Annotated in this window: 21 protein-coding genes and 3 tRNA genes; 6 read left to right on the top strand and 18 right to left on the bottom strand. The window is 61.0% G+C overall.

Annotated features, from left to right (window positions below; genetic code table 11):
- Window positions 1–6: 6 nt before the first annotated feature.
- The 15 genes from nuoG to ACXYMS_RS11655 all read right to left on the bottom strand — a co-directional run bounded on the left by nuoG (window position 7) and on the right by ACXYMS_RS11655 (window position 14,044).
- A complete protein-coding gene (gene nuoG / locus ACXYMS_RS11725) occupies window positions 7–2,109 on the bottom strand; it encodes an NADH-quinone oxidoreductase subunit NuoG (protein WP_458906481.1) in 2,103 nt (700 codons plus the stop codon).
- Between the two features lie 4 nt (window positions 2,110–2,113).
- On the bottom strand, window positions 2,114–3,421 hold the full coding sequence (nuoF, locus tag ACXYMS_RS11720) for an NADH-quinone oxidoreductase subunit NuoF (RefSeq protein ID WP_458906480.1): 1,308 nt from the start codon (window positions 3,419–3,421) through the stop codon (window positions 2,114–2,116).
- Between the two features lie 2 nt (window positions 3,422–3,423).
- On the bottom strand, window positions 3,424–3,627 hold the full coding sequence (locus tag ACXYMS_RS11715; protein WP_458906478.1) for a hypothetical protein: 204 nt from the start codon (window positions 3,625–3,627) through the stop codon (window positions 3,424–3,426).
- Window positions 3,628–4,959 (bottom strand): NADH-quinone oxidoreductase subunit NuoE, encoded by a 1,332-nt coding sequence (gene nuoE, locus ACXYMS_RS11710; RefSeq protein ID WP_458906476.1) that lies wholly within the window; start codon window positions 4,957–4,959, stop codon window positions 3,628–3,630.
- The gene (locus ACXYMS_RS11705) at window positions 4,959–6,149 is read right to left on the bottom strand and encodes an NADH-quinone oxidoreductase subunit D (protein WP_458906474.1); all 1,191 of its coding nucleotides are present in this window, start codon (window positions 6,147–6,149) and stop codon (window positions 4,959–4,961) included. The genes nuoE and ACXYMS_RS11705 overlap by 1 nt, the downstream gene beginning before the upstream one ends.
- The gene (locus ACXYMS_RS11700; RefSeq protein WP_458906472.1) at window positions 6,149–6,781 is read right to left on the bottom strand and encodes an NADH-quinone oxidoreductase subunit C; all 633 of its coding nucleotides are present in this window, start codon (window positions 6,779–6,781) and stop codon (window positions 6,149–6,151) included. Before ACXYMS_RS11700 ends, ACXYMS_RS11705 begins: the two co-directional genes overlap by 1 nt.
- A 9-nt stretch (window positions 6,782–6,790) precedes the next feature.
- Window positions 6,791–7,372: a NuoB/complex I 20 kDa subunit family protein gene (locus tag ACXYMS_RS11695; RefSeq protein WP_458906471.1), complete on the bottom strand. Its 582-nt coding sequence runs from the start codon at window positions 7,370–7,372 to the stop codon at window positions 6,791–6,793.
- Window positions 7,363–7,728, bottom strand: a complete 366-nt coding sequence (locus ACXYMS_RS11690; protein WP_458906469.1) for an NADH-quinone oxidoreductase subunit A — start codon at window positions 7,726–7,728, stop codon at window positions 7,363–7,365. The genes ACXYMS_RS11695 and ACXYMS_RS11690 overlap by 10 nt, the downstream gene beginning before the upstream one ends.
- A gap of 413 nt (window positions 7,729–8,141) precedes the next feature.
- The gene (locus tag ACXYMS_RS11685; protein WP_458906467.1) at window positions 8,142–8,729 is read right to left on the bottom strand and encodes an outer membrane protein; all 588 of its coding nucleotides are present in this window, start codon (window positions 8,727–8,729) and stop codon (window positions 8,142–8,144) included.
- A gap of 336 nt (window positions 8,730–9,065) precedes the next feature.
- Window positions 9,066–9,617 (bottom strand): outer membrane protein, encoded by a 552-nt coding sequence (locus ACXYMS_RS11680; RefSeq protein ID WP_458906465.1) that lies wholly within the window; start codon window positions 9,615–9,617, stop codon window positions 9,066–9,068.
- A 225-nt stretch (window positions 9,618–9,842) separates the two neighbouring features.
- Window positions 9,843–10,580, bottom strand: coding sequence for a peptide-methionine (S)-S-oxide reductase MsrA (gene msrA / locus ACXYMS_RS11675; RefSeq protein WP_458906464.1), 738 nt, complete (start codon window positions 10,578–10,580; stop codon window positions 9,843–9,845).
- A gap of 151 nt (window positions 10,581–10,731) precedes the next feature.
- Window positions 10,732–10,808: transfer RNA gene (locus ACXYMS_RS11670), tRNA-Asp, on the bottom strand.
- Between the two features lie 271 nt (window positions 10,809–11,079).
- Window positions 11,080–11,155, bottom strand: a tRNA-Val gene (locus ACXYMS_RS11665).
- 134 nt (window positions 11,156–11,289) lie between these two features.
- Window positions 11,290–11,562: an HU family DNA-binding protein gene (locus ACXYMS_RS11660; protein ID WP_046104301.1), complete on the bottom strand. Its 273-nt coding sequence runs from the start codon at window positions 11,560–11,562 to the stop codon at window positions 11,290–11,292.
- Window positions 11,563–12,538: 976 nt separating this feature from the next.
- Window positions 12,539–14,044, bottom strand: a complete 1,506-nt coding sequence (locus ACXYMS_RS11655) for an NAD(P)H-hydrate dehydratase (RefSeq protein ID WP_458906462.1) — start codon at window positions 14,042–14,044, stop codon at window positions 12,539–12,541.
- 157 nt (window positions 14,045–14,201) lie between these two features.
- Here ACXYMS_RS11655 and ACXYMS_RS11650 point away from each other — a divergent pair, with 157 nt between their 5' ends.
- Together ACXYMS_RS11650 and ACXYMS_RS11645 are read left to right on the top strand one after the other, a co-directional pair.
- Window positions 14,202–14,849: a PilZ domain-containing protein gene (locus ACXYMS_RS11650; RefSeq protein WP_458906461.1), complete on the top strand. Its 648-nt coding sequence runs from the start codon at window positions 14,202–14,204 to the stop codon at window positions 14,847–14,849.
- 186 nt (window positions 14,850–15,035) lie between these two features.
- Window positions 15,036–15,686, top strand: coding sequence for a hypothetical protein (locus ACXYMS_RS11645; RefSeq protein ID WP_458906459.1), 651 nt, complete (start codon window positions 15,036–15,038; stop codon window positions 15,684–15,686).
- 86 nt (window positions 15,687–15,772) lie between these two features.
- Here the strand turns inward: ACXYMS_RS11645 and glnA are convergent, their stop codons facing one another.
- Window positions 15,773–17,182 (bottom strand): type I glutamate--ammonia ligase, encoded by a 1,410-nt coding sequence (gene glnA, locus ACXYMS_RS11640; protein ID WP_458906457.1) that lies wholly within the window; start codon window positions 17,180–17,182, stop codon window positions 15,773–15,775.
- Between the two features lie 70 nt (window positions 17,183–17,252).
- Complete coding sequence (locus ACXYMS_RS11635; protein ID WP_067452386.1) at window positions 17,253–17,591, bottom strand: P-II family nitrogen regulator; 339 nt, start codon at window positions 17,589–17,591, stop codon at window positions 17,253–17,255.
- Window positions 17,592–18,109: 518 nt separating this feature from the next.
- Here ACXYMS_RS11635 and ACXYMS_RS11630 point away from each other — a divergent pair.
- The 3 genes from ACXYMS_RS11630 to ACXYMS_RS11620 all read left to right on the top strand — a co-directional run bounded on the left by ACXYMS_RS11630 (window position 18,110) and on the right by ACXYMS_RS11620 (window position 20,345).
- Window positions 18,110–18,194 (top strand) — tRNA-Leu (locus ACXYMS_RS11630).
- A gap of 47 nt (window positions 18,195–18,241) precedes the next feature.
- Window positions 18,242–19,621 (top strand): trigger factor, encoded by a 1,380-nt coding sequence (tig, locus tag ACXYMS_RS11625; RefSeq protein ID WP_458906456.1) that lies wholly within the window; start codon window positions 18,242–18,244, stop codon window positions 19,619–19,621.
- A 421-nt stretch (window positions 19,622–20,042) separates the two neighbouring features.
- Window positions 20,043–20,345 (top strand): PRC-barrel domain containing protein, encoded by a 303-nt coding sequence (locus ACXYMS_RS11620; protein ID WP_458907011.1) that lies wholly within the window; start codon window positions 20,043–20,045, stop codon window positions 20,343–20,345.
- Between the two features lie 36 nt (window positions 20,346–20,381).
- Here ACXYMS_RS11620 and ACXYMS_RS11615 read toward each other — a convergent pair whose 3' ends face one another.
- Window positions 20,382–21,893, bottom strand: coding sequence for an ATP-binding cassette domain-containing protein (locus ACXYMS_RS11615; protein WP_458906455.1), 1,512 nt, complete (start codon window positions 21,891–21,893; stop codon window positions 20,382–20,384).
- Window positions 21,894–22,651: 758 nt separating this feature from the next.
- On the opposite strand from ACXYMS_RS11615, the gene parE reads away from it, so the two are divergent.
- Window positions 22,652–24,667: a DNA topoisomerase IV subunit B gene (gene parE / locus ACXYMS_RS11610; RefSeq protein WP_458906454.1), complete on the top strand. Its 2,016-nt coding sequence runs from the start codon at window positions 22,652–22,654 to the stop codon at window positions 24,665–24,667.
- The last annotated feature ends 318 nt before the right edge of the window (window positions 24,668–24,985 follow it).

Here is a 24,985-nt window from a genome sequence, read left to right as displayed (position 1 = left end):
GCTCCCCTACTCCGCAGCCTGCCGCAAGCCTGCGGCCATGGCGGCGCATTCGGCCATGGTGGCCGAGGCGCGCGCTATCGGATTGCTGAGATAGAAATCGGTCACCAATGACGCATAGGGCGCCGACTTGGTCTTGATGGCGGCCTTGCCCAGCTTGGCCACGTCAGAGGCCGAACCTGGGGCGATCTGGTCGATGCGGGCCAGATGCGGGAATTCGGCATAGAGCGTTGCGCGCAGCTGGGTCAGGGAATTATAGGGCAAGGGCTTGCCGATAACGCCGGACAGGGCACGGATGATGGCCCAGTCTTCCTTCGCATCCCCGGGCGGGAACACAGCGCGGGTGGTGACCTGCACGCGACCCTCGGTGTTCACATAAGTGCCCGACTTTTCGGTATAAGTCGCGCCGGGCAGGATGACATCGGCGCGGTTTGCGCCCTTGTCACCATGGCTGCCGATATAGACCACGAAAGCCTTGCCCATGGCGGTCGTGTCGTATTCGTCGGCCCCGAGCAGGAAGAGAACATCCAGCTCACCCTTGCCGGCGAGCGCAATCTGGTCAGCCGAGCAGACGCCGCCGTCATGCGGCACGAAGCCAATGTCGAGGCCGCCGACGCGGCTGGCGGCGTTGTGCAGCAGCGCAAAGCCGTTCCAACCTTCAGCAACATTGGCGCCGGTGGCGAGCTTTGCTGCCAGGGCGATGGTGTCACGTCCGGCCTGCTTGCCGAGTGAAGCGTGCGAAACAGCACCCTCGCCCACGATGATCAGTGGACGCTGCGCGTTCTTGAGGGTTTCGACAAAGGCACCCTTGCCGGCGGCCAGGTTGGCCAGCGTCTCAAAGCCATTGCCCAGATGCTCATAGCCGTAGGTGAGTTCTGCCTGCTCGCCGATGACGGCGATAGGCAGGTTGGTAGCGCGCCAGGTCTTGCGGATGCGAGCGTTGATCAACGCCGCTTCCTTGCGCGGATTGGTGCCGATGATGAGAATTGCATCGGCCTGCTCTATCCCGGCAATGGTCGGGTTGAAGAGATAAGCGGAGCGCGGCATGGAGGGGTCGATGCCCGACATGGCGGGGCGCACGTCGGTCATGCCCGAGCCGAGTGATGCGAGAAGCCCCTTGAGGGCATACATTTCCTCGACGGCGGCGAGATCACCGGCAATTGCGCCAACCTTGCTGCCGGCCTTCTTGATGCGGGCGGAAACGGCGGCCAAGGCCTCGTCCCAGCTGGCGGCCTGCAGCTTTCCTGACTTGCGGACATAGGGGCGATCCAGGCGCTGGCTCTTGAGGCCGTCCCAGATGAAGCGGGTCTTGTCGGAAATCCACTCTTCATTGATCGCCTCGTTGATCCGCGGCAGGACGCGCATGACTTCGCGGCCACGCGCATCTACGCGGATGGCCGAACCAACGGCGTCCATTACGTCGATGGACTCGGTCTTGCTCAGCTCCCAGGGTCGTGCATGGAAGGCATAGGGCTTGGAGGTCAACGCACCGACCGGGCAAAGGTCGATGACATTGCCCTGCAATTCGCTGGTCAGAGCGCGTTCGAGATAGGGGGTGATCTCGGCATCTTCACCGCGACCCAGCAGGCCGAGTTCGGAGATGCCGGCAACTTCGGTGGTGAAGCGGACGCAGCGCGTGCAGTGAATGCAGCGGTTCATCGCGGTCTTGATCAGCGGGCCCATATATTTGTCTTCGACGGCGCGCTTGTTTTCGGCAAAGCGGTTCTTGTCGACGCCATAGGCCATGGCCTGGTCCTGCAGGTCGCACTCGCCGCCCTGATCGCAGATCGGGCAATCGAGCGGATGGTTGATCAGCAGGAATTCCATCACGCCTTCGCGGGCCTTCTTGACCATCGGCGTGTTGGTGAACATTTCGGGCGCTTCACCGTTCGGGCCGGGACGTAAATCCTTCACCGACATGGCGCAGCTGGCCTGGGGCTTTGGCGGACCGCCCTTCACCTCGACCAGGCACATGCGGCAATTGCCAGCGACCGAAAGTCGCTCATGATAGCAGAAGCGCGGGATTTCCGCGCCGGCAGCCTCGGCAGCCTGCATCAGGGTGTAGTGATCGGGGACTTCGACGAGCTGGCCGTCGACTTTCAATTGAGCCATCGGCTTACTCCGCAGCGATGGACGGAACGGCGCCGTCGCTGGTGGATGAATAGGTATATTGCTCGATCCGCGCCTCGATGGTGGGGCGGAAATTGCGGATCAGGCCCTGTATCGGCCAGGCGGCCGCGTCGCCCAGGGCGCAGATGGTGTGGCCTTCGATCTGCTTGGTCACTTCGAACAGCATGTCGATCTCGCGCTTCTGGGCACGACCTTCGACCATGCGCGCCATCACGCGCATCATCCAGCCGGTGCCTTCGCGGCAAGGCGTGCACTGGCCACAGCTCTCATGCTTGAAGAAGGCCGAGATGCGCCAGATGGCCTTGATGATATCGGTGGACTTGTCCATGACGATCATGCCGCCGGTGCCGAAAGACGATTTCTTTTCGCGCATGCCGTCAAAGTCCATGATGGCATCCATCATGTCCTCACCACGCACGACTGGGCAGGATGCGCCGCCGGGGATGACAGCCAGCAAATTGTCCCAACCGCCGCGAATGCCGCCGCAATGCTTTTCGATAATGTCCTTAAAGCTTTCGCCCAGGGCTTCCTCGAAAGTCGCCGGCTTATTCACATGGCCCGAGACCATGAACAGCTTGGTACCAACATTGTTGGGGCGACCGACGGAGGAGAACCAGGCGCCGGAGCGGCGCAGAATCTCCGGTACAACGGCGATAGATTCGACATTGTTGACGGTCGTCGGGTTTCCGTAGACACCCATGCCGGCCGGAAATGGTGGCTTGAGGCGCGGCTGGCCCTTCTTGCCTTCAAGCGATTCCATCAGCGCGGTTTCTTCGCCGCAGATATAGGCGCCAGCACCGTGGTGGACTATGATGTCCAGGTCCCAGCCATGGACATTGTCCTTACCGATCAGCTTGGCGTCATAGGCTTCCTGAACCGCCTGTTCCAGGTTCTGGCGCTCGCGGACGAACTCGCCGCGCACATAGATGAAGGCCAGATGCGCATCCATGGCGCGACAAGCCAGGAGGCACCCTTCGATCAGGTGGTGCGGATCATGACGCAGGATCTCGCGGTCTTTGCAGGTGCCCGGCTCGGATTCGTCGGCATTGACCAGGAGATAGTGTGGACGACCGTCGCTCTGCTTGGGCATGAACGACCATTTGAGGCCCGTCGGGAAGCCGGCGCCGCCGCGGCCACGCAATCCGGAACCCTTGACCTCATTGGTGATCCAGTCGCGACCGGAGTCGATGAATTCCTTGGTTCCAACCCAGGAGCCGCGCTCGCGCGCGCCCTCCAGCCGCCAGTCATGTTGGCCATAGAGATTGGTGAAAATGCGATCCTTGTCAGCGAGCATGATCAGCTTTTCCGCTTCAACAAAAAGGTAAACCAGGCAGCAATTCCGATTGCCGCCCCGACTGCCGCAGCCACGAAACCGGGCAGCGAAATATTGAGGGCCATTTCAAAGCCGGTGACGATAAAGGTGCCGAGCACCGCATAGACCACGCCAACGGCGTAGTCCGCGAGGGTCAGGCTCCGAAAATCGATCCGTCCAATGGCCATTTAGCGCGGGTCCTTCCCGAAGACCTTGCGATATTCCTCGGCCCCGCCCCTGGCGAGCGCCTCGGCCTGCTTCTGCCAGTCGTCGCGCGCGATGCGACCCTTGAAGTTCAACGCTGCATCGACACGGTCGATATCAGCCTTTTCGAACCGGGCGATCTGGTCATAACGGGTAATCCCCAGCGCATTGAGCTTGCGCTCGATGACCGGGCCGACGCCGGAGATCATTTTGAGATTGTCCGCTGCACCGTCAGGGCGCTCAAACAGCGGCTGCAAATCGCCGCCTTTTTCGGCCGTCGGGACAACTTCATTGGGATTGGCGGCCGGTGCGTTGATAACGGGCTTGTCTTCAACAATCTGTGCCGACGTGCCCCCGATCCCCGGCGGAGTGACGTGGACTTTGCCGACAGCCTTGCCATCGTCGATGCCTTCGGCGTGCGATTCCGCGCCAGTGGCCGTTTCGCGCATGGCCTTGTTGGGTTCGCCCGTTGCCTTGGCCGCGGCATCAGCTGCCATGCGCTCGCCTTCGGCCTTGGCTTGGCTGACCTTGGCTCTCTTGGGCGTACCCTTGATGGCCGGCGCGTTCTCCACCGTGACATCCTTGGGACGGGCGGCGGTGTCAGGTTCAGTCTTGGCAGCCGGGGCTGAGGCCGGAGCCGCCGGCTTCTGCTCCGCCGGTGCTTCAGCTGCCGGAGGTGGTACGAATTTTTCGCGCTTGGCGGTCGGCTTTTCGAGCAATGTGGTCTGGCCGCCAATGGCAGCCGCGTTCAGGCGCTCGATCTGCGGGCCGGGCTTGATAGCGTCGCCATTGCCCGCAGCAAAGGCATCGACGATCTCTTCCATGCGCTCAGGCGTAAGGTCCTCATAGACGTCATGGTAAATCATGACCATAGGTGCGTTGACGCAGGCGCCAAGGCACTCGACCTCTTCCCAGCTCATGGTGCCATCGGCGTTGAGGTGGTGCGGCTCGGGGTGGATCTTCGTCTTGCAGACCTCGATCAGCCCTTCGGCGCCGCGCAGCATGCAGGGCGTGGTGCCGCAGACCTGGATATGGGCATTGGCGCCCACCGGCTGAAGCTGGAACTGGGTGTAGAACGTCGCCACTTCGAGGACGCGAATATAGGGCATATCCAGCATCTCGGCGACCTTTTCGATGGTCGCGCGGGTGACCCAGCCGTCCTGATCCTGCGCCCGCATGAGCAGGGGAATGACGGCTGACTGCTGACGGCCAGCGGGGTAAAGCGCGATGCGCTTTTCGGCCCAGGCCTGGTTGTCATTGTTGAAAGCGAAACTTGCCGGCTGCACCGACTCGTCTGCAAGGCGTCGCGTAGACATCAGCGATCAACCTCTCCGAACACAATATCAATCGAACCCAGGATCGCCGTCACGTCTGCCAGCATGTGGCCGCGGCAGAGGTGGTCCATGGCGCTCAGATGGGCAAAGCCCGGCGCCCGGATATGACAGCGATAGGGCTTGTTGGTGCCATCGGACACCAAATAGACGCCGAACTCGCCCTTGGGGGCTTCAACGGCAGCGTAAATCTCGCCTGCGGGGACCTTGTAGCCCTCGGTATAGAGCTTGAAGTGGTGGATGAGCGCCTCCATGGACTGCTTCATCTCGCCACGCGACGGCGGCACGACCTTGCCGTCGGTCGAGGACACCGGGCCCTTGCCATCCGGCGCATTGAGCTTGGCCACGCACTGCTTCATGATCTCGTTGGCCTGGCGCATTTCTTCCATGCGGATCAGGTAGCGATCGTAGCAGTCGCCATTGGAGCCGACTGGAATATCGAATTCCATTTCGGCATAGGCGTCATAGGGCTGGCTCTTGCGCAGATCCCAGGCCGCGCCGGAGGCGCGCACCATGACACCGGAAAAGCCGCGGCCCCAGACTTCTTCGAGCGGCACGATGCCGATATCGACATTGCGCTGCTTAAAGATGCGGTTGCCCGTGAGCAGCGTATCGATGTCCTTGAGCGCCGCAGGAAATTCGTCGCAGAACACGGCGATATCGTCGATCAGCGCCTGCGGCAGGTCCTGGTGGACGCCGCCGGGACGGAAATAGGCGGCATGCATGCGGGCGCCCGAAGCACGCTCGTAAAAGACCATCAGCTTTTCGCGCTGCTCAAAGCCCCAAAGCGGCGGGGTCAGGGCGCCGATGTCCATGGCCTGGGTGGTCACGTTCATCAGGTGGGCCAGTAGGCGACCGATCTCGGCATAAAGCACACGGATCAGCTGGCCACGGCGCGGCACCTCGATTTCGAGCATGCGCTCCACGGCCAGGGCAAAGGCGTGCTCCTGATTCATCGGGGCCACATAGTCGAGGCGGTCGAAATAGGGCACGGCCTGGAGATAGGTCTTGTACTCGATCAGCTTTTCGGTGCCGCGATGCAGCAAACCGATATGCGGATCGACGCGCTCGACCAGTTCGCCGTCAAGTTCGAGAATCATGCGGAGCACACCATGCGCCGAGGGGTGCACGGGGCCGAAATTCAGGGTGAAATTGCGGACGTCGACTTCTGACATCAGTTCTTCGCCTTCTCGTCACCGGGCAGCACGTAGTCGGTCCCTTCCCAGGGTGACAGGTAATCGAACGAGCGGAATTCCTGGGCCAGGGTCACCGGCTCATAGACCACGCGCTTGCGCTCTTCGTCGTAGCGAACCTCGACAAAGCCGGTCAGCGGGAAGTCCTTGCGCAGGGGATGACCATCAAAGCCGTAATCGGTGAGGATGCGGCGCAGGTCCGGATGGCCAGAGAACAGCACGCCATAAAGGTCATAAACCTCGCGCTCGAACCAGTTGGCGCCGACAAAGACGTCGCAGATGGACGGCACCGGCGTGACGTCGTCGGCTTCGAGCTTGATGCGGATGCGCTGGTTCAGATGCGGGCTGAGGAAGTGATAGACCACGTCGAAGCGGAATTCGCGGGCCGGATAATCGGCGCCACAAACGTCAACAAAGGCAATGAACCGGCATTTCGGATCATCGCGCAGGAAGGTCACCACGGAGACGATGGAATCGCGCGCAACCGTGACCGAGAGATCGCCGAACGCCACCTCGAAGCCCAGCACGGCATCGCCCAGGGACGCAGCGACATGCTCGCCAAGCGCTACCAGCGGGTCGACGGTGATCGGCTCGACAACAACAGTTTCGTCCATGCCCATGCCCTATCGTTCGATCGTGCCGTCGCGACGGATCTTCTTCTGCAGCAACAGGATGCCATAGAGAAGCGCCTCGGCGGTCGGAGGGCAGCCGGGAACATAGACGTCCACCGGCAGCACCCGGTCACAGCCGCGCACCACGGAATAGGAATAGTGATAGTAGCCGCCGCCATTGGCGCACGACCCCATTGAGATGACGTAGCGTGGCTCCGGCATCTGGTCATAGACCTTGCGCAGGGCCGGAGCCATCTTGTTGGTCAGCGTGCCGGCAACGATGAGCACGTCGGACTGCCGCGGCGAGGCGCGCGGGGCGGTGCCGAAGCGCTCGATGTCGTAGCGCGGCATCGACATCTGCATCATTTCCACGGCGCAGCAGGCCAGGCCCGTCTGCATCCACATCAATGAGCCGGTGCGGGCCCAGGTGATGAGTTGCGACACCGTCGTGACCAGAAAGCCCTTGTCGGCCAACTCATTGTTGACGCCGGCAAAGAATGGATCATCGGCGCCATAGGGCTTGCCGGTTGCCGGATCAATCGCGCCCGTGGGCTGCGGGGTAACCAGTGTCGAAATGGACGGGCTCAATCCCATTCCAGGGCTCCCTTACGCCATTCATAAATAAAGCCGATGGTCAGCACGCCGAGGAAGATCATCATCGACCAGAAGCCGAACCAACCCACGTCCCTAAACGCCACGGCCCAGGGAAAGAGGAACGCCACTTCAAGGTCGAAAATGATGAACAGAATCGCCACCAGGTAAAAGCGGACATCCACCTTCATGCGGGCATCGCTGAAGGCGTCGAAACCAGCCTCGAATGCCGAAACCTTTTCCGGATCCGGACGCTTCACCGCCACCAGGAACGGCGCCACAAGGAGCGCGACCCCAATCAGGGCAGACAATGCAATGAAGATGACGATGGGCAGATAATTGCTGAGCAATTCAGTCATGCGGCAGCCTAGTCTCTTGCCGGCCAGGGCGGCCGAGAAGCGCATGGGCCGCGATGCAATTGGGGCAGCCGGGCCGATGCGCCAGTGATGCGGAACGGCTTAGACGTTCCCCCCCAACGTTTCAAGGGAAAGAAAATATGACCTGCATCATCATATAAAAGAAACGATACTCCATCGGCAGACCGGGCAGCGGAATGCTCTAACGTCAGGAAGGAAGCCGGATTTCAGCGGCGTCCATGCACATCCAACTGCCTAATACTAGGGCAAACGGATAACGCGCTGGAATAAGCAGCAGTCCGTCATGCGGACTTCACCCCATGAATCCAAAACGGCGGACCGATAGAATCGGTCCGCCGAGATGGGTTGCAAGATTGCCGTCAACGAGGCAGAGACCGCCCCGCCGCTTAACAAACTTAGAAGTGGTAGAATACGCCGACGGTGGCCTTGGTCGATTCGAAGAACGAGTCAGCGCCAACAGCCGAAAAGTCACCCTGGCCGACAACTTCACCGCGAACGGTGATGGCATCGGTCACGGCGAATTCAACACCGCCACCGATCTGGTAAACGGCTTCCGAACCACCAGCGTTAGTATTGCTGAAGCCAACACCGCCGAGTGCGTAGATCATGGCGTTGTCGGTGACGATGGCACCGGCGCGCAGGTTGGCGAAGAATTCGCCCGAAGCAGTCACGGCAGCGGCGGAGTTCCACATGTAGTCAGCGGTGACTTCGACGCCGAGCAGGATCGGGTCCATCGGGATGAAGTTCACGCCGACAGCGGCACCGATCACACCATAGGTGGTGCTGGGCGTGACGCCAGCATATGCGTTAGCGCCGACGAACTGGCCGCCGAGACGGGCACCAACGTAGAGGCCTTCCCAGTCAAAACCGGCAGGAGCGTAGATCGGCTCCGGCGTGGTCGGGATGATGAGGTCAGCGGCCTGAGCACCACCAACCATGAGAGCCGCGGCAGAAACGCCAATGGCCAGAGAACGTACAAACATGTCTTGCACTCCCAATAGAGTTAACCGTAGTCGGCCGATAGATGCCTCACAGGCGCGAAAGTGGCAAGGGCGCGCAGAGCCAAATTTGGCAGTGCAGATAAGATTTGGTGACCATTTCCGGGCAGGTGTTGCAGGAACACCGCGCAATTGGTTCAATTTGATACAATTGCCACCAAAAAGCCCGCAAGCTTGCGTTTTCGTGTCGAAATTGTGGCGGGAGAATGCCCTGTCGCTTCTGATTGCCACAATTCGGGCAAACGCGAAATCGCCCTCACGTCTTGGAACGCGAGGGCGAGAGAATCGGTATCGGGCGAACCGCAATCAATCGGCGGCCGGTTAGAAGTGGTAGCTGGCGCCCACTGTAAACTGGTCCTTGGCATTGCCTCCCTGGACGGGGAAGCCGTGCAGGTACTGAGCTCGAACAGAGATATCATCGGTAACGGCGAGTTCGACGCCACCGCCAGCGAGCACATCTTCTTCGGCAGGGACGCCCAGGTCGATTCCGTAACCGCCAGCGGCATAGACCATGACATTGTCGGATACGACGAGACCGGCCCGGCCCAGGATCTGGCCATAGGTAGTTTCGCCCACCGTGCCATTCTCGGTCAGGCCGGTCACCGCCACTTCGGCGCCCAGCAGGTAGAAGTCAAATTGGGCATTCACGCCAACCTGTGCGCCTAGACCATATTGCAGGCCACTGACGGAGCCGTTTTGTGCGCCACCATGAACGCCGGCATAAAAGCCGCTCCAGTCGAAGCCTACATTTTCCACAATGGGTAATTCGGCCTCGGTGGAAGTCGGGACGGTGATGAGGTCGGCGGCCATTGCGGCGCCAATCGGCGCCGTGCTGACCAGGGTGGCAAAAGCGATAGTTTGTGCAATGCGCATCGCTGTTTTCCTTGTTCTGAACCATCGATGAAATGGAAACGTCGCCTTCAGGGTGCGGTTCCGGGACGGTCTTCGGCGGCGGAGGGCATCAATCCGGTCAGAATTTCGACTCGGAGCCGGACCGCCGCTGGCCCGGTTTTGCTGGGTCTAGCGGGCGAAAACCCGACCCCGAGACGGCCGCAATGAGGCGCGTCCGGAGTGTGGCGCGAGGGCCACACTCTGGCACTAGCTGACCGGCAACATGCCAACCAGGACCGGTTCAGCACGGAAGTGGTCCGGGAAAATCGTCTCCAACGCCGCGATCTTGGGCAGGTCATGTACCACGATATAAGGCCAATCCGGATTGAGCGTCAGGAAATCCTGATGATACTGCTCCGCCGGATAGAAGGCTTCGAAGGACTCAAGTGTGGTGACAACAGGACCTTCGAAAAGGCCAGTAGCGTCGAGCTGGGCGATATAGGCCTGGGCGACCGATTCCTCCTCGCGCGTACGAACGAAGATCGTGGACCGGTATTGCGTGCCCCTGTCCGGTCCCTGGTAATTGAGCTGGGTCGGGTTGTGCGCAACCGAGAAATAGATGTGCAGCAATTCGCCGTAGCTGACCTGGGACGGATCATAGGTAATCTCGACCGCCTCGGCGTGGCCGGTATCGCCCCGCGTGGTCAGATCATAGGTTGCAGTCTCGGCGGCGCCGCCGGAATAGCCAGATACGGCATTGCTGACCCCTTTCACGCGCTGGAACACGCCCTGCACGCCCCAGAAACAACCCCCGGCAAAAATGGCTGTAGCAGTTGTGCCGGTCTCTTTCAGATCGATCGCGGGAGATGGAATGACCACAGGGGCTTCCTGGGCTGCGGCCGGGCGTGGCAGGAAAGGCAGCGACAGGATCGGCAAGGCGGCGAGGCCCAAGAGGAGGCTGCGGCGATGAAGCGTTGCTGGGGCGGCGGGTCGCGTGGTGGGCATCTGAGAACCTCATGCTGATCAACTGATAGCATATACGGTCATGATCCGCCGGAAGTTACGCAGGGCCGCCTCGCTCACGGTGATATGAATAGTCGCTGTCACCCGGCAGGACCGCGCCTACCCTTTCACAGAACAGCAATGGGTGAAAAGGTGGCGCGAGAGACGGGGCTCGAACCCGCGACCTCCGGCGTGACAGGCCGGCGCTCTAACCAACTGAGCTACTCCCGCAGCGCTTGCGAACATGTCGTTCGCGCAACGTGGCGTCCATGTACTGGGCGCCTATAGTGAAGTCAAGCGCCCTGCCCGCATTCTGTCGCAGAATTTGAGAATTTCGCGCCGACGACTGTGGAAAACTTTTCTAGCTCAATGAGAAGGCCGGACAAGCTCATGCGACTGATCAAGCAATCGAGCTGCATGGACTGCTGGTCGTCGCGGACGGAGGCCGGATTGTCCGCGTTAAGGCAGGAAATACAGAGCAGATGGAGACGGGAGAGGAAAATGGTGGGCGATGACGGACTCGAACCGCCGACATCCTCGGTGTAAACGAGGCGCTCTACCAACTGAGCTAATCGCCCCGGGGCCGAAGCCACGAGTGAACGGCGCCCTGATTAGGGTGCCCGCCCCTGCCCGTCAACTGACAATTGCAGATACAGAAACGGCCCCGGCGAAAACGCGCGGGGCCGATTGCCGATCCAGGCAGGAGGCGATCTTAGTTGATCGCGTCCTTGAGGCCCTTGCCGGGCTTGAACTTTGCCTGGTTCGAAGCCGGAATCTGAATTTCGGCGCCGGTGGCCGGATTGCGGCCGGTCGAAGCCTTGCGCTGGGAAACGGCAAAAGTGCCGAAACCAACCAGACGAACCTCGTCGCCGCCCTTGAGAGCAGCAGTAATGGCTTCGAACACTGCGTCAACCGCTTCGGCGGCCTGTGCCTTGGTGATCGTAGCCTTGTCGGCAACGACGCCAACCAGATCGTTTTTGTTCATAGCGTTTCCTCACAGTGAATGCCCGCCGTCTCTGGCGAACGAAAACGCCGACAACCTTTTGCGATTCTGCGTTGAACGCAAGGAATTCCGGGGTTTTTCGGCGGCCCGACGGTGCAAAGTTGTTAATGGACTGGAAATTTCGCCCCTGCAAGCCCGGATAAGCGCAAAAGCCCGGCTTTTGGGGACTTTTCTCCGCCTCGCCTACACGGTCCCCGCAGTGTGGGCCCGAGGCCCCCGTCCAAGTCGGCCATATGCGGTAAGGCCAGAAGATAAATGCCCATGGCGACTAGCCAGATTGCCCCCGGCCAGCTTCTTGGTCGCAGGTCGTGATAGACAAAACTGAAGAACAGCGGGCCAAACAACGATACCAGGCTCACAAGGCTCGCCAGAACGCACTGTAGCGGCCCCTGCCGGTCCGGACCGACTTGCCTTGTGATGAGCGATTGCAATGCCGGCATGCCGATGCCGCCCAGGGCGAAGACCGGGGCCATGAGAAATAACATCCAGCCCTGATAGCAAAGACCAATGTCAACACTGCGCCGGTCTCGAAGGCCATGCCGACGATGAGCGCCTAGCGTTGTCCGACTCGCGCAACGGCCCGCCCGGTGAGTAAGGCCTGCGCCCGGGTATGGTCGTATGACCAACCTCGCGCAACAAGGCGGGCAATATCGGGAAATCACGCCGATGCCAACGGCATCGAGCATCACGGCGGCGAGGATGACGACCAACGCCTTGTTTATGTTCAGGATCCGTAAGGGGCGCTGGTGCAGAACAGGCTTGCGCCCCTTCCGCCTCCGGGGCGCGGGACCAGACCAGTCAAGGACCTGGACATCAGCCGAATGGCAGTGACCGTTCCAGGATGCCGCGCCGGATACGACCTCAACCGCAGTTGAGAGCAAGTCCCTCGAAGGCAGTGTAATGTAGGATGGGAATTTCTATCGGCACGCGTCGTTCCGGCTTTTCCGCCATGGCTGCGTCATCCGGTGGCAGGATGCTGACCTGCCGGTTCCATAAGCTGGGCCAGCACGCCGGGAATGAGGCCGGGGAGGTCCTCACTGAGCATCCCGGGACCGCCGAACCGGTTTGCTGCCTCGGAATGCAGCCAGACGGCGGCGCAGACGGCTTCGAAACCGGGCATGCCTTGCCCCAAGAGACCAGCAGTGATTCCGGCCAGAACATCGCCGGCGCCCGCCGTGCCCAGCCAGGTTGGCGCATTGTCATTGATGGCGGCCCGCCCGTTCGGCGAGGCTATGACAGTGTCGCTGCCCTTGAGCACGATGAGGGCGCCTGATCGGGCGGCAGCGGCACGGGCGCGCGCCACCCTGTCCCCTTCAAGGTCGGCAAACAGGCGCGCAAACTCACCTTCATGCGGCGTCAGCACGGCCGGAGCCTTCCGATCCCTTATGGCGGACCACAAGACTTCGGGGTGATCGGCAAAGCTGGTGAGGGCATCGGCGTCGAGCACCAGGGAGGCGGATGACCCCAGCAATGACAGGACATTGTCGCGAGTGTCTTCGCCGATGCCGGCGGCCGGGCCGATGATAGCGGCATTGATTCTGGTGTCCGAGAGCATTTCCCTCAGGTCCGCGGTCGAAGAAGCGGGCCGCAGCATGATGGCTGTCACATGAGCAGCGTGCACGTTGAGAGCGGCTTCTGACCCGACAAGGCTGACAAGCCCTGCCCCGGCGCGAAAGGCACCCAATGCCGCCAGCCGCGCCGCGCCTGTCTGCAGAGGCCCGCCGGAGACCACCACGACATGACCGCGATCAAATTTGTGCTGGTTGGCGCCAGGGTTGGGGATTTCCCAGAGGCCCGGTCGGTTGCGCCATGTGCGGATGGGCATCGCGTCGAGGACTGCCGGTGGAATGCCGATATCGGCAATGGATAGGTCGCCGCAATGAGTGCGCCCGGGCAAAAGGAAATGCCCGGGCTTGAACCGGAAGAATGTGACGGTGTAGCGCGCTGTAACCGCCACGCCTCGTATTGCGCCGCTGGTGCCGTCAATGCCGCTGGGAATGTCGATGCTGACCACTGGGATGCGGGAGGCGTTTACCGCCTCGATCAGAGCTGCCAATGCGCCTGTTACATCCCGATCCAGACCGGCACCGAGAAGTGCGTCGACAATCAATCGCACCCCCTCAATGGACGGTAGTGGATGACCTTCCATCTCACCGGTCCACCGGGCCGCCATGGATGCCGCGTCGCCCTTGAGAGTGCCCCTGTCGGTCGAAAGCCACAAGCGAACGGGCCATCCCGCCTCGCGCAGATGACGCGCCACCACGAAGCCGTCACCGCCATTATTGCCCGGCCCGCACAGGACCAGCACAGGACCGAGCCGGTAATCGCGCAATATCCTGTCGGCAACGGCACGTCCGGCCGCCGCCATCAGGGTCAGCGACGACATGCCAGAGGCAGCCGCCAGGCGGTCTGCTTCTGCCATCTCAGCGGGGGTCAGAATGGCGAAATCGGCGATATTGGCCATGGAAATTCGATTCAAATGCGAGGTGCGTGGGTTTCTATAGTTCGGATTAGGAACAAATTTACGTCGGAAGGTCCAGTTGAACATCCCTTGGGAAAATTCCTTAAGGACTCACCCATAGAATTTTCTTCGGTAATGGCAATTGGGAGGGAAGCCCCACATGTCGTTGACCGCCGCATACGACGACGAGAGTCTGCGCGCGTCCACAAAATGGAATGATGTTCGTTTTATCGGTGCGTTGGCCGGGCGCTATGCGCTGCCTGATCGCCGCCGCACGCCCGAAGACAAAATTCCCGTTTACGCCTGCCGCCTCTGTTCCATTTCCACTCGCATGCTGGTTGCGGTGGGGCCCGTGGTGGGCAAGGAAGGCGAAGTCGTCTCGTCGCATTTCAACGAGTTCGGCATCCTGCGCGGGCGCATCACCCGACGCCTGGCTTCGGGCTTCGTAACGGACTTGCAACTCACTGACACCGAACGCGACAAGCTGGGGGCCAAGATCGACTGGCACAAGAAGCATGTTCACGCCCAGGTGCCCGACAAGCGCGAGCATCGGCGTATCCTGCCGCGTGACCCGCGCAGCACCATCGTGCTGGCCGACGGCCAGAAAGTATCGTGTTTCGTGATCGACGTGTCGCGGTCGGGCGCCGCGATATCCGCACATTACTGGCCTGATCTGGGCACACCGATGGCGCTGGGTCGCGTGGTGGCCCGCGTGGTGCGGCACCTTGAAGTCGGATTTGCAGTGCAATTCATCCAGCCCCAGGAGTTCGATGAGTTGGAAGTGCTGATCAAGCCGCCAGTCGAGTGAGGCTTTTCCGGTCACTATTCCATATGCCGCGCTACTCTTCGGAATGCGGCCAAGGTAGGCGTTTGTCCTGTGGCAGGGCGGCGGCGGGCACGCCCCACAACTCAATCTCTAAATTGCAATCGAATGGCGCAAGGGCGCCTTGACGCGGCATTGGCATCCTCTTCTTATCAGAGAGGGAGGTCGGCGGTGTCCGAAGGTCTGGAACGTCCTACAATCGCGCTGCACGGCATCGCCACGGTAGCTGGCCGTTATGTCATCGGTGCACAACCGACCCATCCAGGCATCAACCTGTTTGCCTGCCGGCTCCGCATGATCGGGAGCGACGGGCTGCGCATGATAGCGCCGGTCATCCCGCAGGTCGGGGAAACCGTGTCGGCCAGTTTCACGTCATTCGGCACGCTGACGGGCCATGTCACGCGCCAGCATGACGACGGCTTCGAGATGACGTTCGTTCAAAGCGAGGCGGAGCGCGAGGCCCTCAATGGCCGGATCACCAGTTTCAGCGAAAAGCTCTGGACGACCAATATTGACCGGCGCGTGGCCCAGCGCACCATGCCCAGCAATCCGCGCACGGTGATCGCACGCCCCGATAACTGGTCGCAGCCCTGCCTGATCGTGGACTACTCGATTTCCGGCGCGGCCGTGTCAGCGGCATTCCAGCCTGCGGTGGGCGAGATCGTCACGGTCGGGCGGGTGACCGGAGAAGTGGTGCGCCTGTTCGATTTCGGCTTCGCCGTGCGCTTCTTCGAGCCGCAGAGCGCCGACAATATCGAAGGTCTGCTTGAAGCACCCGAGGAATGGCGCGACGTGATGCGCAGGACCTTCCGAGCGGTCTGACATGGAGCCAGGAGGCGCTTCATGAACGAGAACAGCGACAAAAAAGGGGCCCCGAAAGGCCCCTTTTCCATGCAGCGCAGATCCGCTCAGGCGGAGTAGTACATTTCGTACTCGACCGGGTGCGGGGTGTGCTCGAACTTGACCACTTCCTGCATCTTGAGGTCGATATAGCTGTCGATGAAATCGTCATCCATCACGCCACCAACCTTGAGGAAGTCACGGTCAGCCGCGAGGCAATCCAGAGCTTCACGCAGCGAGGCCGCAACGGTCGGGATTTCCTTGAGCTCTTCCTTGGGCAGCTCGTAGAGATCCTTGTCCATCGGGTCGCCGGGGTGGATCTTGTTCTTGATACCGTCGAGGCCGGCCATCAGCAGCGCGGTAAACGCGAGGTATGGGTTGGCCAGCGGATCGGGGAAACGGACTTCAACACGCTTGGACTTCGGCGACTGGCCGAAGGGGATGCGGCAGGACGCCGAACGGTTGCGGGCCGAATAGGCCAGCAGCACGGGGGCTTCGAAGCCCGGCACCAGACGCTTGTACGAATTGGTGGTCGGGTTGGTGAAGGCGTTGATGGCCTTGGCATGCTTGATGACGCCGCCGATGTAGTAGAGGCACTCCATCGAGAGACCGGCATACTGGTCACCGGCAAAGAGCGGCTTGCCGTCCTTCCAGATCGACTGGTGGCAATGCATGCCCGAGCCGTTATCCCCATAGACGGGCTTGGGCATGAAGGTCGCGGTCTTGCCATAGGCATTGGCGACCTGCTGGACGGCGTATTTGTAGATCAGCACGTCGTCGGCCGACTGGATCATCGGCTTGAACTTGAGGCCAAGCTCATGCTGGGCCGAGGCCACTTCGTGGTGGTGCTTTTCGATGATGACGCCCATCGAGCCCATGGCTTCGAGCATTTCACCACGGATGTCCTGAGCGCTGTCCAGCGGCGGAACCGGGAAATAGCCCTTCTTGAGGCCGATGTGATGGCCGTTGTTGCCGCCCTCGTACTCAGCGTTGTTGTTGGTGGGCAGTTCGCTCGAGTCGATCTTGAAACCAACATCATAGGTCGTGTTGGAGTACTTCACGTCGTCAAAGAGGAAGAATTCGGGCTCGGGGCCGAACACTACCGAGTCGCCAACACCGCTGGACTTGACCAGGGCTTCGGCCTTCTTGGCGATGGAGCGCGGATCGCGATTGTACGGCTGGTAGGTCGCCGGCTCGAGAATGTCGCAGTTGATGGCGAGGGTCGAGGCCGCGAAGAACGGGTCCATATAGGCCGAATCCGGATCGGGCATCAGCACCATGTCGGATTCATTGATTGCCTTCCAGCCGGCAATCGAGGAACCGTCAAACATGACGCCCTCCTCGAACATGTCGGCATCAACCACGGAGGCGTCCATGGTGACATGCTGCAGCTTGCCGCGCAGGTCGGTAAAGCGCACGTCGAGATACTTGATGTTCTCGTCCTTGATACGCTGAACGATATCGCTTCCGGTCGTCATTAGGTCTTCCCCTGTCAAATGCGGAATGCTTGTTGCTGTTGGTGGCGCGATGCGTCTGAGAGGGAGGGTCTCAGAGAGCGTCGTCGCCGAATTCGCCGGTACGGATACGGATGGCCTGCTCGATCGAGTAGACGAAAATCTTCCCGTCACCAATGCGACCCGTCTGCGCCGCAACGCGGATCGCTTCGATGGCCTTTTCGGCGAGATCGTCGGGGCAAACCACTTCGACCTTCACCTTGGGCAGGAAATCCACCACATATTCTGCGCCACGATAGAGCTCGGTATGGCCCTTCTGGCGGCCGAAACCCTTGGCCTCGGTCACGGTGATGCCCTGCAGGCCAACTTCCTGCAGCGCTTCTTTGACTTCGTCGAGCTTGAACGGCTTTACGATAGCCTCGATTTTTTTCACTGGAGCCTCCACTGGCCGATTTCGGCAGATACCGCGTGTCGGTATGCATGGGGTGTGCCAGCTCTCTTCGGGAGCAAAAAGACGTGATAGTACAGCGACTTGTGATATATCGAGCCGCTCTATGGAGAGCCCTGTGATTACCCACTTGGCGTAGAAATAGGCATTTCGCCTATTTGATGGGCAAATTCCCCCGCAATTGACGGCGCCACAATTCGGTAATGACCAAAATTACGCCACTCGCCAGCGTTCAAGCGCGGGTAGCAGGCTGTTCGTCTGCATGATTTGGCGCTCCTGCCCGATAGCAAGACCGCGCTTGGTGAATGTGACGCACCATCGTCGAGCATGGAAGGTTGCACTTATGGCGTCGGGCTGGCCAATCGAAGTCGCGGCCATCTTTGAAGTCGCGGGCGACCTTAGAGGAAAGGTCTCCTTCATTCATGCCAAATCGCCAAGCTAGGCTTTGACTGGCTCCCGCACTTCATATAGATGCAACGCCAACCCGGCCGACGGGGACCCTTGCGGGTGTGGCGGAATTGGTAGACGCACTGGATTTAGGTTCCAGCGCCGCAAGGCGTGGAGGTTCGAGTCCTCTCACCCGCACCATAGCGGCCTCGGCCGAACGTGAATGAATCAAAACGGGATCAACCCCAATGCAGGTAACCGAAACCCTCAATGAAGGCCTGAAGCGCAAGCTCAGCGTCACCATTCCGGCAGCGGATCTCAATTCGCGCCTTGACGCAAAGCTCCAGGAGCTCAAGGGCCAGGCCAATATCAAGGGCTTTCGCCCTGGCAAGGTGCCGACAGCGCATCTGAAAAAGGTCTATGGCCGCTCGGCGATGTCCGAAGTGATGACCGACGCCATCAACGCGACCGTCTCGGACACGCTGGACAAGCGCGAAGAGCGCGCCGCCGCCCAGCCCAAGGTCGACCTGCCGCAGGACCAGACCGTGATCAACGAAGTACTGGACGGCAAGGCCGATCTGGCCTTCGACGTCGAGTACGAAATCCTGCCGGCCGTCGCGCTGATGGACATCAAGGGCATCAAGCTCAACAAGCCGGTGGTCGAGGTTTCCGATGAGGAAGTCGAGACCGAGGTGAAGCGCGTGTTCGCGCAGAACCGTGGTTATACCGACAAGGGTGACGACGGTGTTGTCGAAGACGGCGACCGCCTGGGTCTGTCGTTTGTCGGCAAGATCGACGGCAAGGAATTCGAGGGCGGCTCATCTGAACATGCCCACCTGACCGTTGGGTCGGGCGAGTTCATCCCGGGCTTCGAAGAGCAACTGGTCGGCGTCAAGAAGGGCGGAACCAAAGAGGTCAAGGTGACCTTCCCCGAGGATTATCAGAACGCAGACCTGGCCGGCAAGAAGGCGGTTTTTGACGTCACTGTCCTGCATGTCGACGGCCCCAATGCCGGCGAAATGGATGACGAGTTCGCCAAGAAGCTCGGCCTCGAAGACGTTGCGGCCCTCCGCAAGGCCGTTCGCGAGCAGATGGAGAACGCCCTCGCCTCGATGGGTCGCCAGCACATGAAGCGCCAGGTTCTGGACGCGCTGGACGACGGCCACAAGTTCGACGTCCCCGCGCAGTTGGTTGAAGCCGAATTCAACACCATCTGGCAGCGCGTCGTGCACGAGATCGAGCATCATGGCCGGTCCTTCGAAGACGAAGGCACGACCGAGGACGCCGCCAAGGAACAGTATCAGCGCATTGCCGAACGCCGCGTGCGCCTCGGTCTGGTCGTTGCTGAAATCGGCAACAAGAGCGAAGTCCAGGTGACCGACGAGGAGCACCAGCAGGCGCTCATCGCCGAAGTTCGCCGCTTCCCCGGCCAGGAGCAGCAGGTTTACGACTATTACCGCAAGAACCCTCAGGCCCTTGCCAGCCTCCGCGCCCCGATTTTCGAGAACAAGGTCGTCGACCACATCATCGAACAGGGTGAGGTCAGCGACAAGACGATGACCCGCCAGGAACTCGCCAAGCTGATCGAAGCCGACGAGGACGAGGTTCCCGAAGAGCACCACCACTAAGGTGCCCTGAACCAGACAATGAAAAGGCCGCCTTCGGGCGGTCTTTTTGTTGGTGCGCCGTCGAATTGATCAGCGCGGTTCCAATGACGATGAACCAATCGGCAGCCAAGTCCCTTCTTGTCCCAGAAGGAGACTTGCCATGACCCAATACACATCGGATGCGCAGCACCAGCCCAAGGGCGCCCATAACAGGCGACTGTCGCTTGGGTTCGACCCCGACAGGTTTGCTGCCGAAGCCGGTATCACTACCGAGCAATTGCGCGACTATGAGCGCACCAGTCCAGACCATGACTTCGACGCGGATGTTGCCCAACGTGTCGCCGCCACGCTGGATCGGCTGGAACGCCACAACCCCAACCTGCAGACCGGTCGAAGCGATGAACCCGGCCACAATGCACCGGTGCTCGAGCATTCCGGATCAATGGACCATTCGCAGCATCCGCGCCTGATGGAGCACGAACTGGTCCCGGAAGTGCTGGAGGGCGCAACGATCTACGGCGCGGAAGACCATAGCATAGGCAAGGTGTCGCACCTGCATGGCACTGGGCCCAGCGCGCAGGTCATCATAGATGTCGGCGGCTTTCTGGGCCTGGGGGCGAAGCCCGTTTCAGTCAATATGGCCGAGCTCGATTTCATGCGGGACGAAAACGGCCATGTCCACGCGGTGACGGCCTGGACCAAGCACGACCTGGAGCACATGCCGGAGCATCACCACAATCATTGACCCGTATTGGGGCGCCTAAGGCGCCCCAAACGTTTGTCACCCAGCCATCTCCGCCAGGAAGCCCTCTGGCCCATCCACTTCCACCAGTCTCCCGCGCTCGATCAGCAGGAACCGCGTGCCAACAGCCTTGAGAAAGGCGCGGTCGTGAGTGACGAGGATGGTGGTAGCGCCCTGCTCTCTAATGTCGGCTTCAAGCTGCTCCTGGCCCGGTATATCGAGATGATTGGTGGGCTCATCGAGCAGGTAGAAGTTAGGCTGTTCCAGCCGCAGCGCCAGGAGGGCCAGGCGTGCCCGCTGCCCCAGCGACATGGCACGGATAGGCTTGCCCTGCCGGTCTGGTGGGAAACCTGCCCCGGCCAGGAGCGCCATGGTGCGGCGGTCGCCTTCATCGAAGCGATGCAAAAGGTAATCGAGCGGTGACGGATCCAGCGGCAGCCAAGCCAGGGCCTGGTCGAGATAGCCCGGCGCCAGTTGCGGGCTGATCCGCAGGCCTGAGGGAACCGAACCGGCAAGCGCTTCGGTGACGACACGCATGAATTGCGACTTGCCGGTGCCATTGCGCCCCAGCATCACGATGCGGTCGCCCTGGAAGATGTGGAGCTTGTCGATGGTAAAGAGCGGCGTACCGTCCGGGCTGGCGATGGGCACATTCTCGAAGGCCATCATCACCCTGGCGTCGGCGCCGCTGTTGCCCAGCTTAACGAGCCCGGTGCGCTCCTTGTGGGCCTCGTGCACCTGGGTCTCGATCTTTTCGGCGCGGTTCCGCAATTGCTTGGATTTGACCACCAGAAGGTCGCTGCCCGAATTGATGCCGATATTGGTGAGCTTGGCAGCCTGTTTGCGCAATTGCGATGCCTGCTTGAGGTCGCGCTCGCGCCGGGCCGCGATGGCGGCGTCAATCTGGTCGAGTTCGGCCCGTGCCGCGGAATAAGCCAAGGGCAGATAGACCTGTTCGCTGGGCCTGAGGAACAGGGTGCGATTGGTGGTGGCATCGAGAAAGGCGCGGTCATGGCTGGCGATCACCACCGGCAACGACTTGGCAGCGTAGGACAACCATTCCTCGAGCATCAGGATGCGCCCGAGATCGAGATGGTTGGTCGGCTCGTCCATCAGCAGCGCATCGGGCTGGGTCACCCAGCAGCGGGCGAGCAGCGCCATGCGCTGCCAACCGCCGCTGAGTTCGCCCAGCGGCCGGTCGCGGAACTCGGGTGGGATGGACATTTCATCGAGCACCACATCGACACGCCAGCTCTCGGTGTCCAGCGTTGCAGCATCAAGCGCCGAAGCGACGAAACTGGTCAATGTCTGCGGAAGTGCCGCCAAGGGCACTTCCTGGGGCACAAAGCCGATGGAGAGACCGCGTGAGCGCGTGATCTCTCCTTCGCTGAGGTCTGCCTGCCCCGCCATGGCGCGCAACAGGGTGGTCTTGCCCCGGCCGTTGGGGGCCACGAGACCGACACGGTCGTCATCGGCAATGACGAGATTAAGATTGGAGAACAGGGGGTCGCCCGCGCGGTGGCCGGCATTTCGGAGGCTGATCGTGCCCATGATATTCACTCACTGGATCGGCGCCGTCTGGTGCGAGGCGCCATTGCCATCAAGAAGGCGCCTGGTCTGTGCCAGGTCGCCATGAAGGGCAAACCAGAGGATGGAGAACGGGAAAGAGCGTCCGGACCAGCCTGGTCAGCCCTGCAGCTCGTGCCGCAGGGCGTAAACGGGGCCACGCGTGCGATGCGTCTGATATGAAGTCATGCAGCCCTCCCCGTTTGATGTGAAAGTCGTTTGCCGCGCGTATGGACATGCGCAACAGCAGAACCCATACCCGCGCTGCCTAAACAGAGCAAGCAAGGTTTACGCAATGTAGAAGAAAAGGCTGGCGCCCAACAGGGCACCAAGGCGCGACACGCGGAAACTGGCCAGCCGGTACGCAATACCAACAAGTCCGGCTATTGGCCAATATCCGAGAGACGCAGGACCGATCTTGACCGATTGATACGCAATACCCGGTGTTTCGGTTCGCATACGGCAACTCCAGACAAAAACCGTATGTCCATCTGTCTATCAGGACGCACTTAAAAAAGTGCTCCCAAGAAGGAAACGAGGGGTAAATCCGGCGGCCTATCTTGGGACGAAACTGTCTCTTCATGGGCGGCGACGGGACAGGCGATAATTGCGCTGCCAATCCGCTTGACGCCCATCTCACGACCTTCCTTGTGGGAATTGGCCAGAGGGCGAGTCCCGCGGAAATGCTTGCTGTATGTTACCTGTTGGACCTGCCCGATTCGGGCCGAACCCATGGAAAGTGCATGTCAGATCTCTTCGAAAGCGCCGCCCCGGACCCCAAAAAGCCGGCAAAGGCAGAGCCGGTTGTGGCCAAGAGCGCCGCAGGCGTGCCCACGGCACAGGCTTATGGTGCGGCGGAAATCGAGATCCTGGAAGGGCTGGAACCGGTCCGGCGCCGTCCCGGCATGTATATCGGTGGCACCGACATCAATGCCTATCACCACCTGTTTGCCGAGGTGATCGACAATTCAATGGATGAGGCCATTGCCGGCCACGCCACGCGCATCGAAGTGCATCTGGGCGCTGACGGATACATAACGGTTACCGATAATGGCCGCGGCATTCCCGTCGAAAAGCACCCGAAATTTCCCACGCGCTCGACGCTGGAGATCGTTCATACGGTACTTCATGCTGGTGGCAAATTCGATAGCAAGGCCTATGAGACCTCCGGCGGGTTGCATGGCGTGGGCGTCTCGGTGGTCAATGCCCTGTCCGACGACCTGGTCGTCGAGGTGGCCCGCGACCAGCAGCTCTATCGCATTCAGTTCTCACGCGGCCTGGTGGTCGAGGACGTGGTCAATGTAGGCCGGGTGCAGAACCGGCGCGGCACCACCACGCGTTTCCACCCCGATCCGCAGATCTTTGGCGCGGCTGCGCATTTCTCGCCAGGGCGCATCTTCCGCATGACGCGGGCCAAAGCCTATCTCTTTGGGGGCGTGGAACTACGCTGGAGTTGCGACGAGGGCCTCGCCAGCGACGAAGTCCCGGCCAAGGCGGTGTTCCATTATCCCAACGGGTTGAAGGACTACATGACCGCCCGGATCGAGGGCGAGGCTCGGATCACTGACGACATCTTTGCGGGCAGAAGCGGGCGTCCCGGCAGCCATGGCTCAGTGGAATGGGCCATTGCCTGGACGCTGGGCGATGGCGGCGTGCAATCCTACTGCAATACCGTACCGACGCCCGATGGCGGCACGCATGAGGCCGGATTGCGCATGGCGCTGCTGCGGGGCCTCAAGAATTATGCCGAGCTGACCAAGAACAAGGGTGCCGCGAACCTGACGGCCGAGGACGTACTCACCTCCTGCGCAGCCATGCTGTCAGTGTTCGTGCGCGAACCTGAATTTGTCGGCCAGACCAAGGACAAGCTGGCTTCGGGCGAAGCCACCCGCATTGTCGATACTGCACTGCGCGACGCGTTCGATCATTGGTTGGCCGCCTCGCCACAGCAGGCTGGCAAGTTGCTGGACTGGGCGGTGGACCGCGCCGAGGAACGGCTGCGCCGGCGCAAGGAGAAGGAAATCGACCGGGCCAGCGCCACGCGCAGGCTACGCCTGCCGGGCAAGCTGGCCGATTGTACTCAGAACGCCGCACAGGGTGCCGAGCTGTTCATTGTCGAAGGCGATTCGGCAGGCGGTTCGGCCAAGCAGGCCCGCAGCCGCGCCAACCAGGCGGTATTGCCGCTGCGTGGGAAGATTCTCAACGTGGCCGGCGCCAGCCGCGACAAGCTAGCGGCCAACCAGTTGATCGCCGATCTGGTCCAGGCGCTCGGATGCGGCACGCGGGATCGCTATACCGAAGACGATCTGCGCTATGACAAGATCATCATCATGACTGATGCTGACGTGGACGGCGCCCATATTGCTTCGCTCTTGATCACCTTCTTCTACCAGGAGATGCCGCGGCTGATCGAGAATGGCCACCTCTATCTGGCCCTGCCCCCGCTCTATCGCATCAGCCAGGGTGGCAAAACCTTCTATGCCCGCGATGAAGCGCACAAGACCGAGCTGATGCAGACCGAGTTCACCGGCAAGGGCAAGGTCGACATCACCCGTTTCAAGGGTCTAGGCGAAATGCCTTTTGCGCACCTTCGCGAAACCACCATGTCCCCGAAGTCGCGGACCCTGTTGCAGGTGAAAATTCTCGATGATCGCGACGCCACGCGACACACGGTGGACCGCCTGATGGGCAACAAGCCGGAAGCGCGCTTCGAGTTCATTCAGGAGAATGCGGCCTTCGTGACCGATCTAGACGTCTGAGCGTCCTTAACCGCGTTGAGCGTGCAAATGCCCAACATTGTTGACAGTCAAGGGGTTTGCGCTATGGTCCGCGCCGCTGGACCTTTCCCGGCGGCGGGCGAACATAAATTTGCCCATGCCGTTTTCGGGGCCCAGCGGGGCATTGGCACAAGGCCAGTTTTTGGCAGGTGTTCCGGTGTCCATCTGCGGATGCTTGCAGTATCTCCTTTTCCATCCGCAGCCAGGCAAGGGCCGCGCGCCCCATAGGCGGAACTTGCACAACTCCAATGACCGGCGCACCGGCCCGAGTTCTTCGGCCCGGCCAGGCATCGGCCAGCA

The sequence above is a fragment of the Devosia sp. CAU 1758 genome, from assembly GCF_054482695.1.
This window is presented reverse-complemented; position numbering and strand designations above follow the sequence as displayed.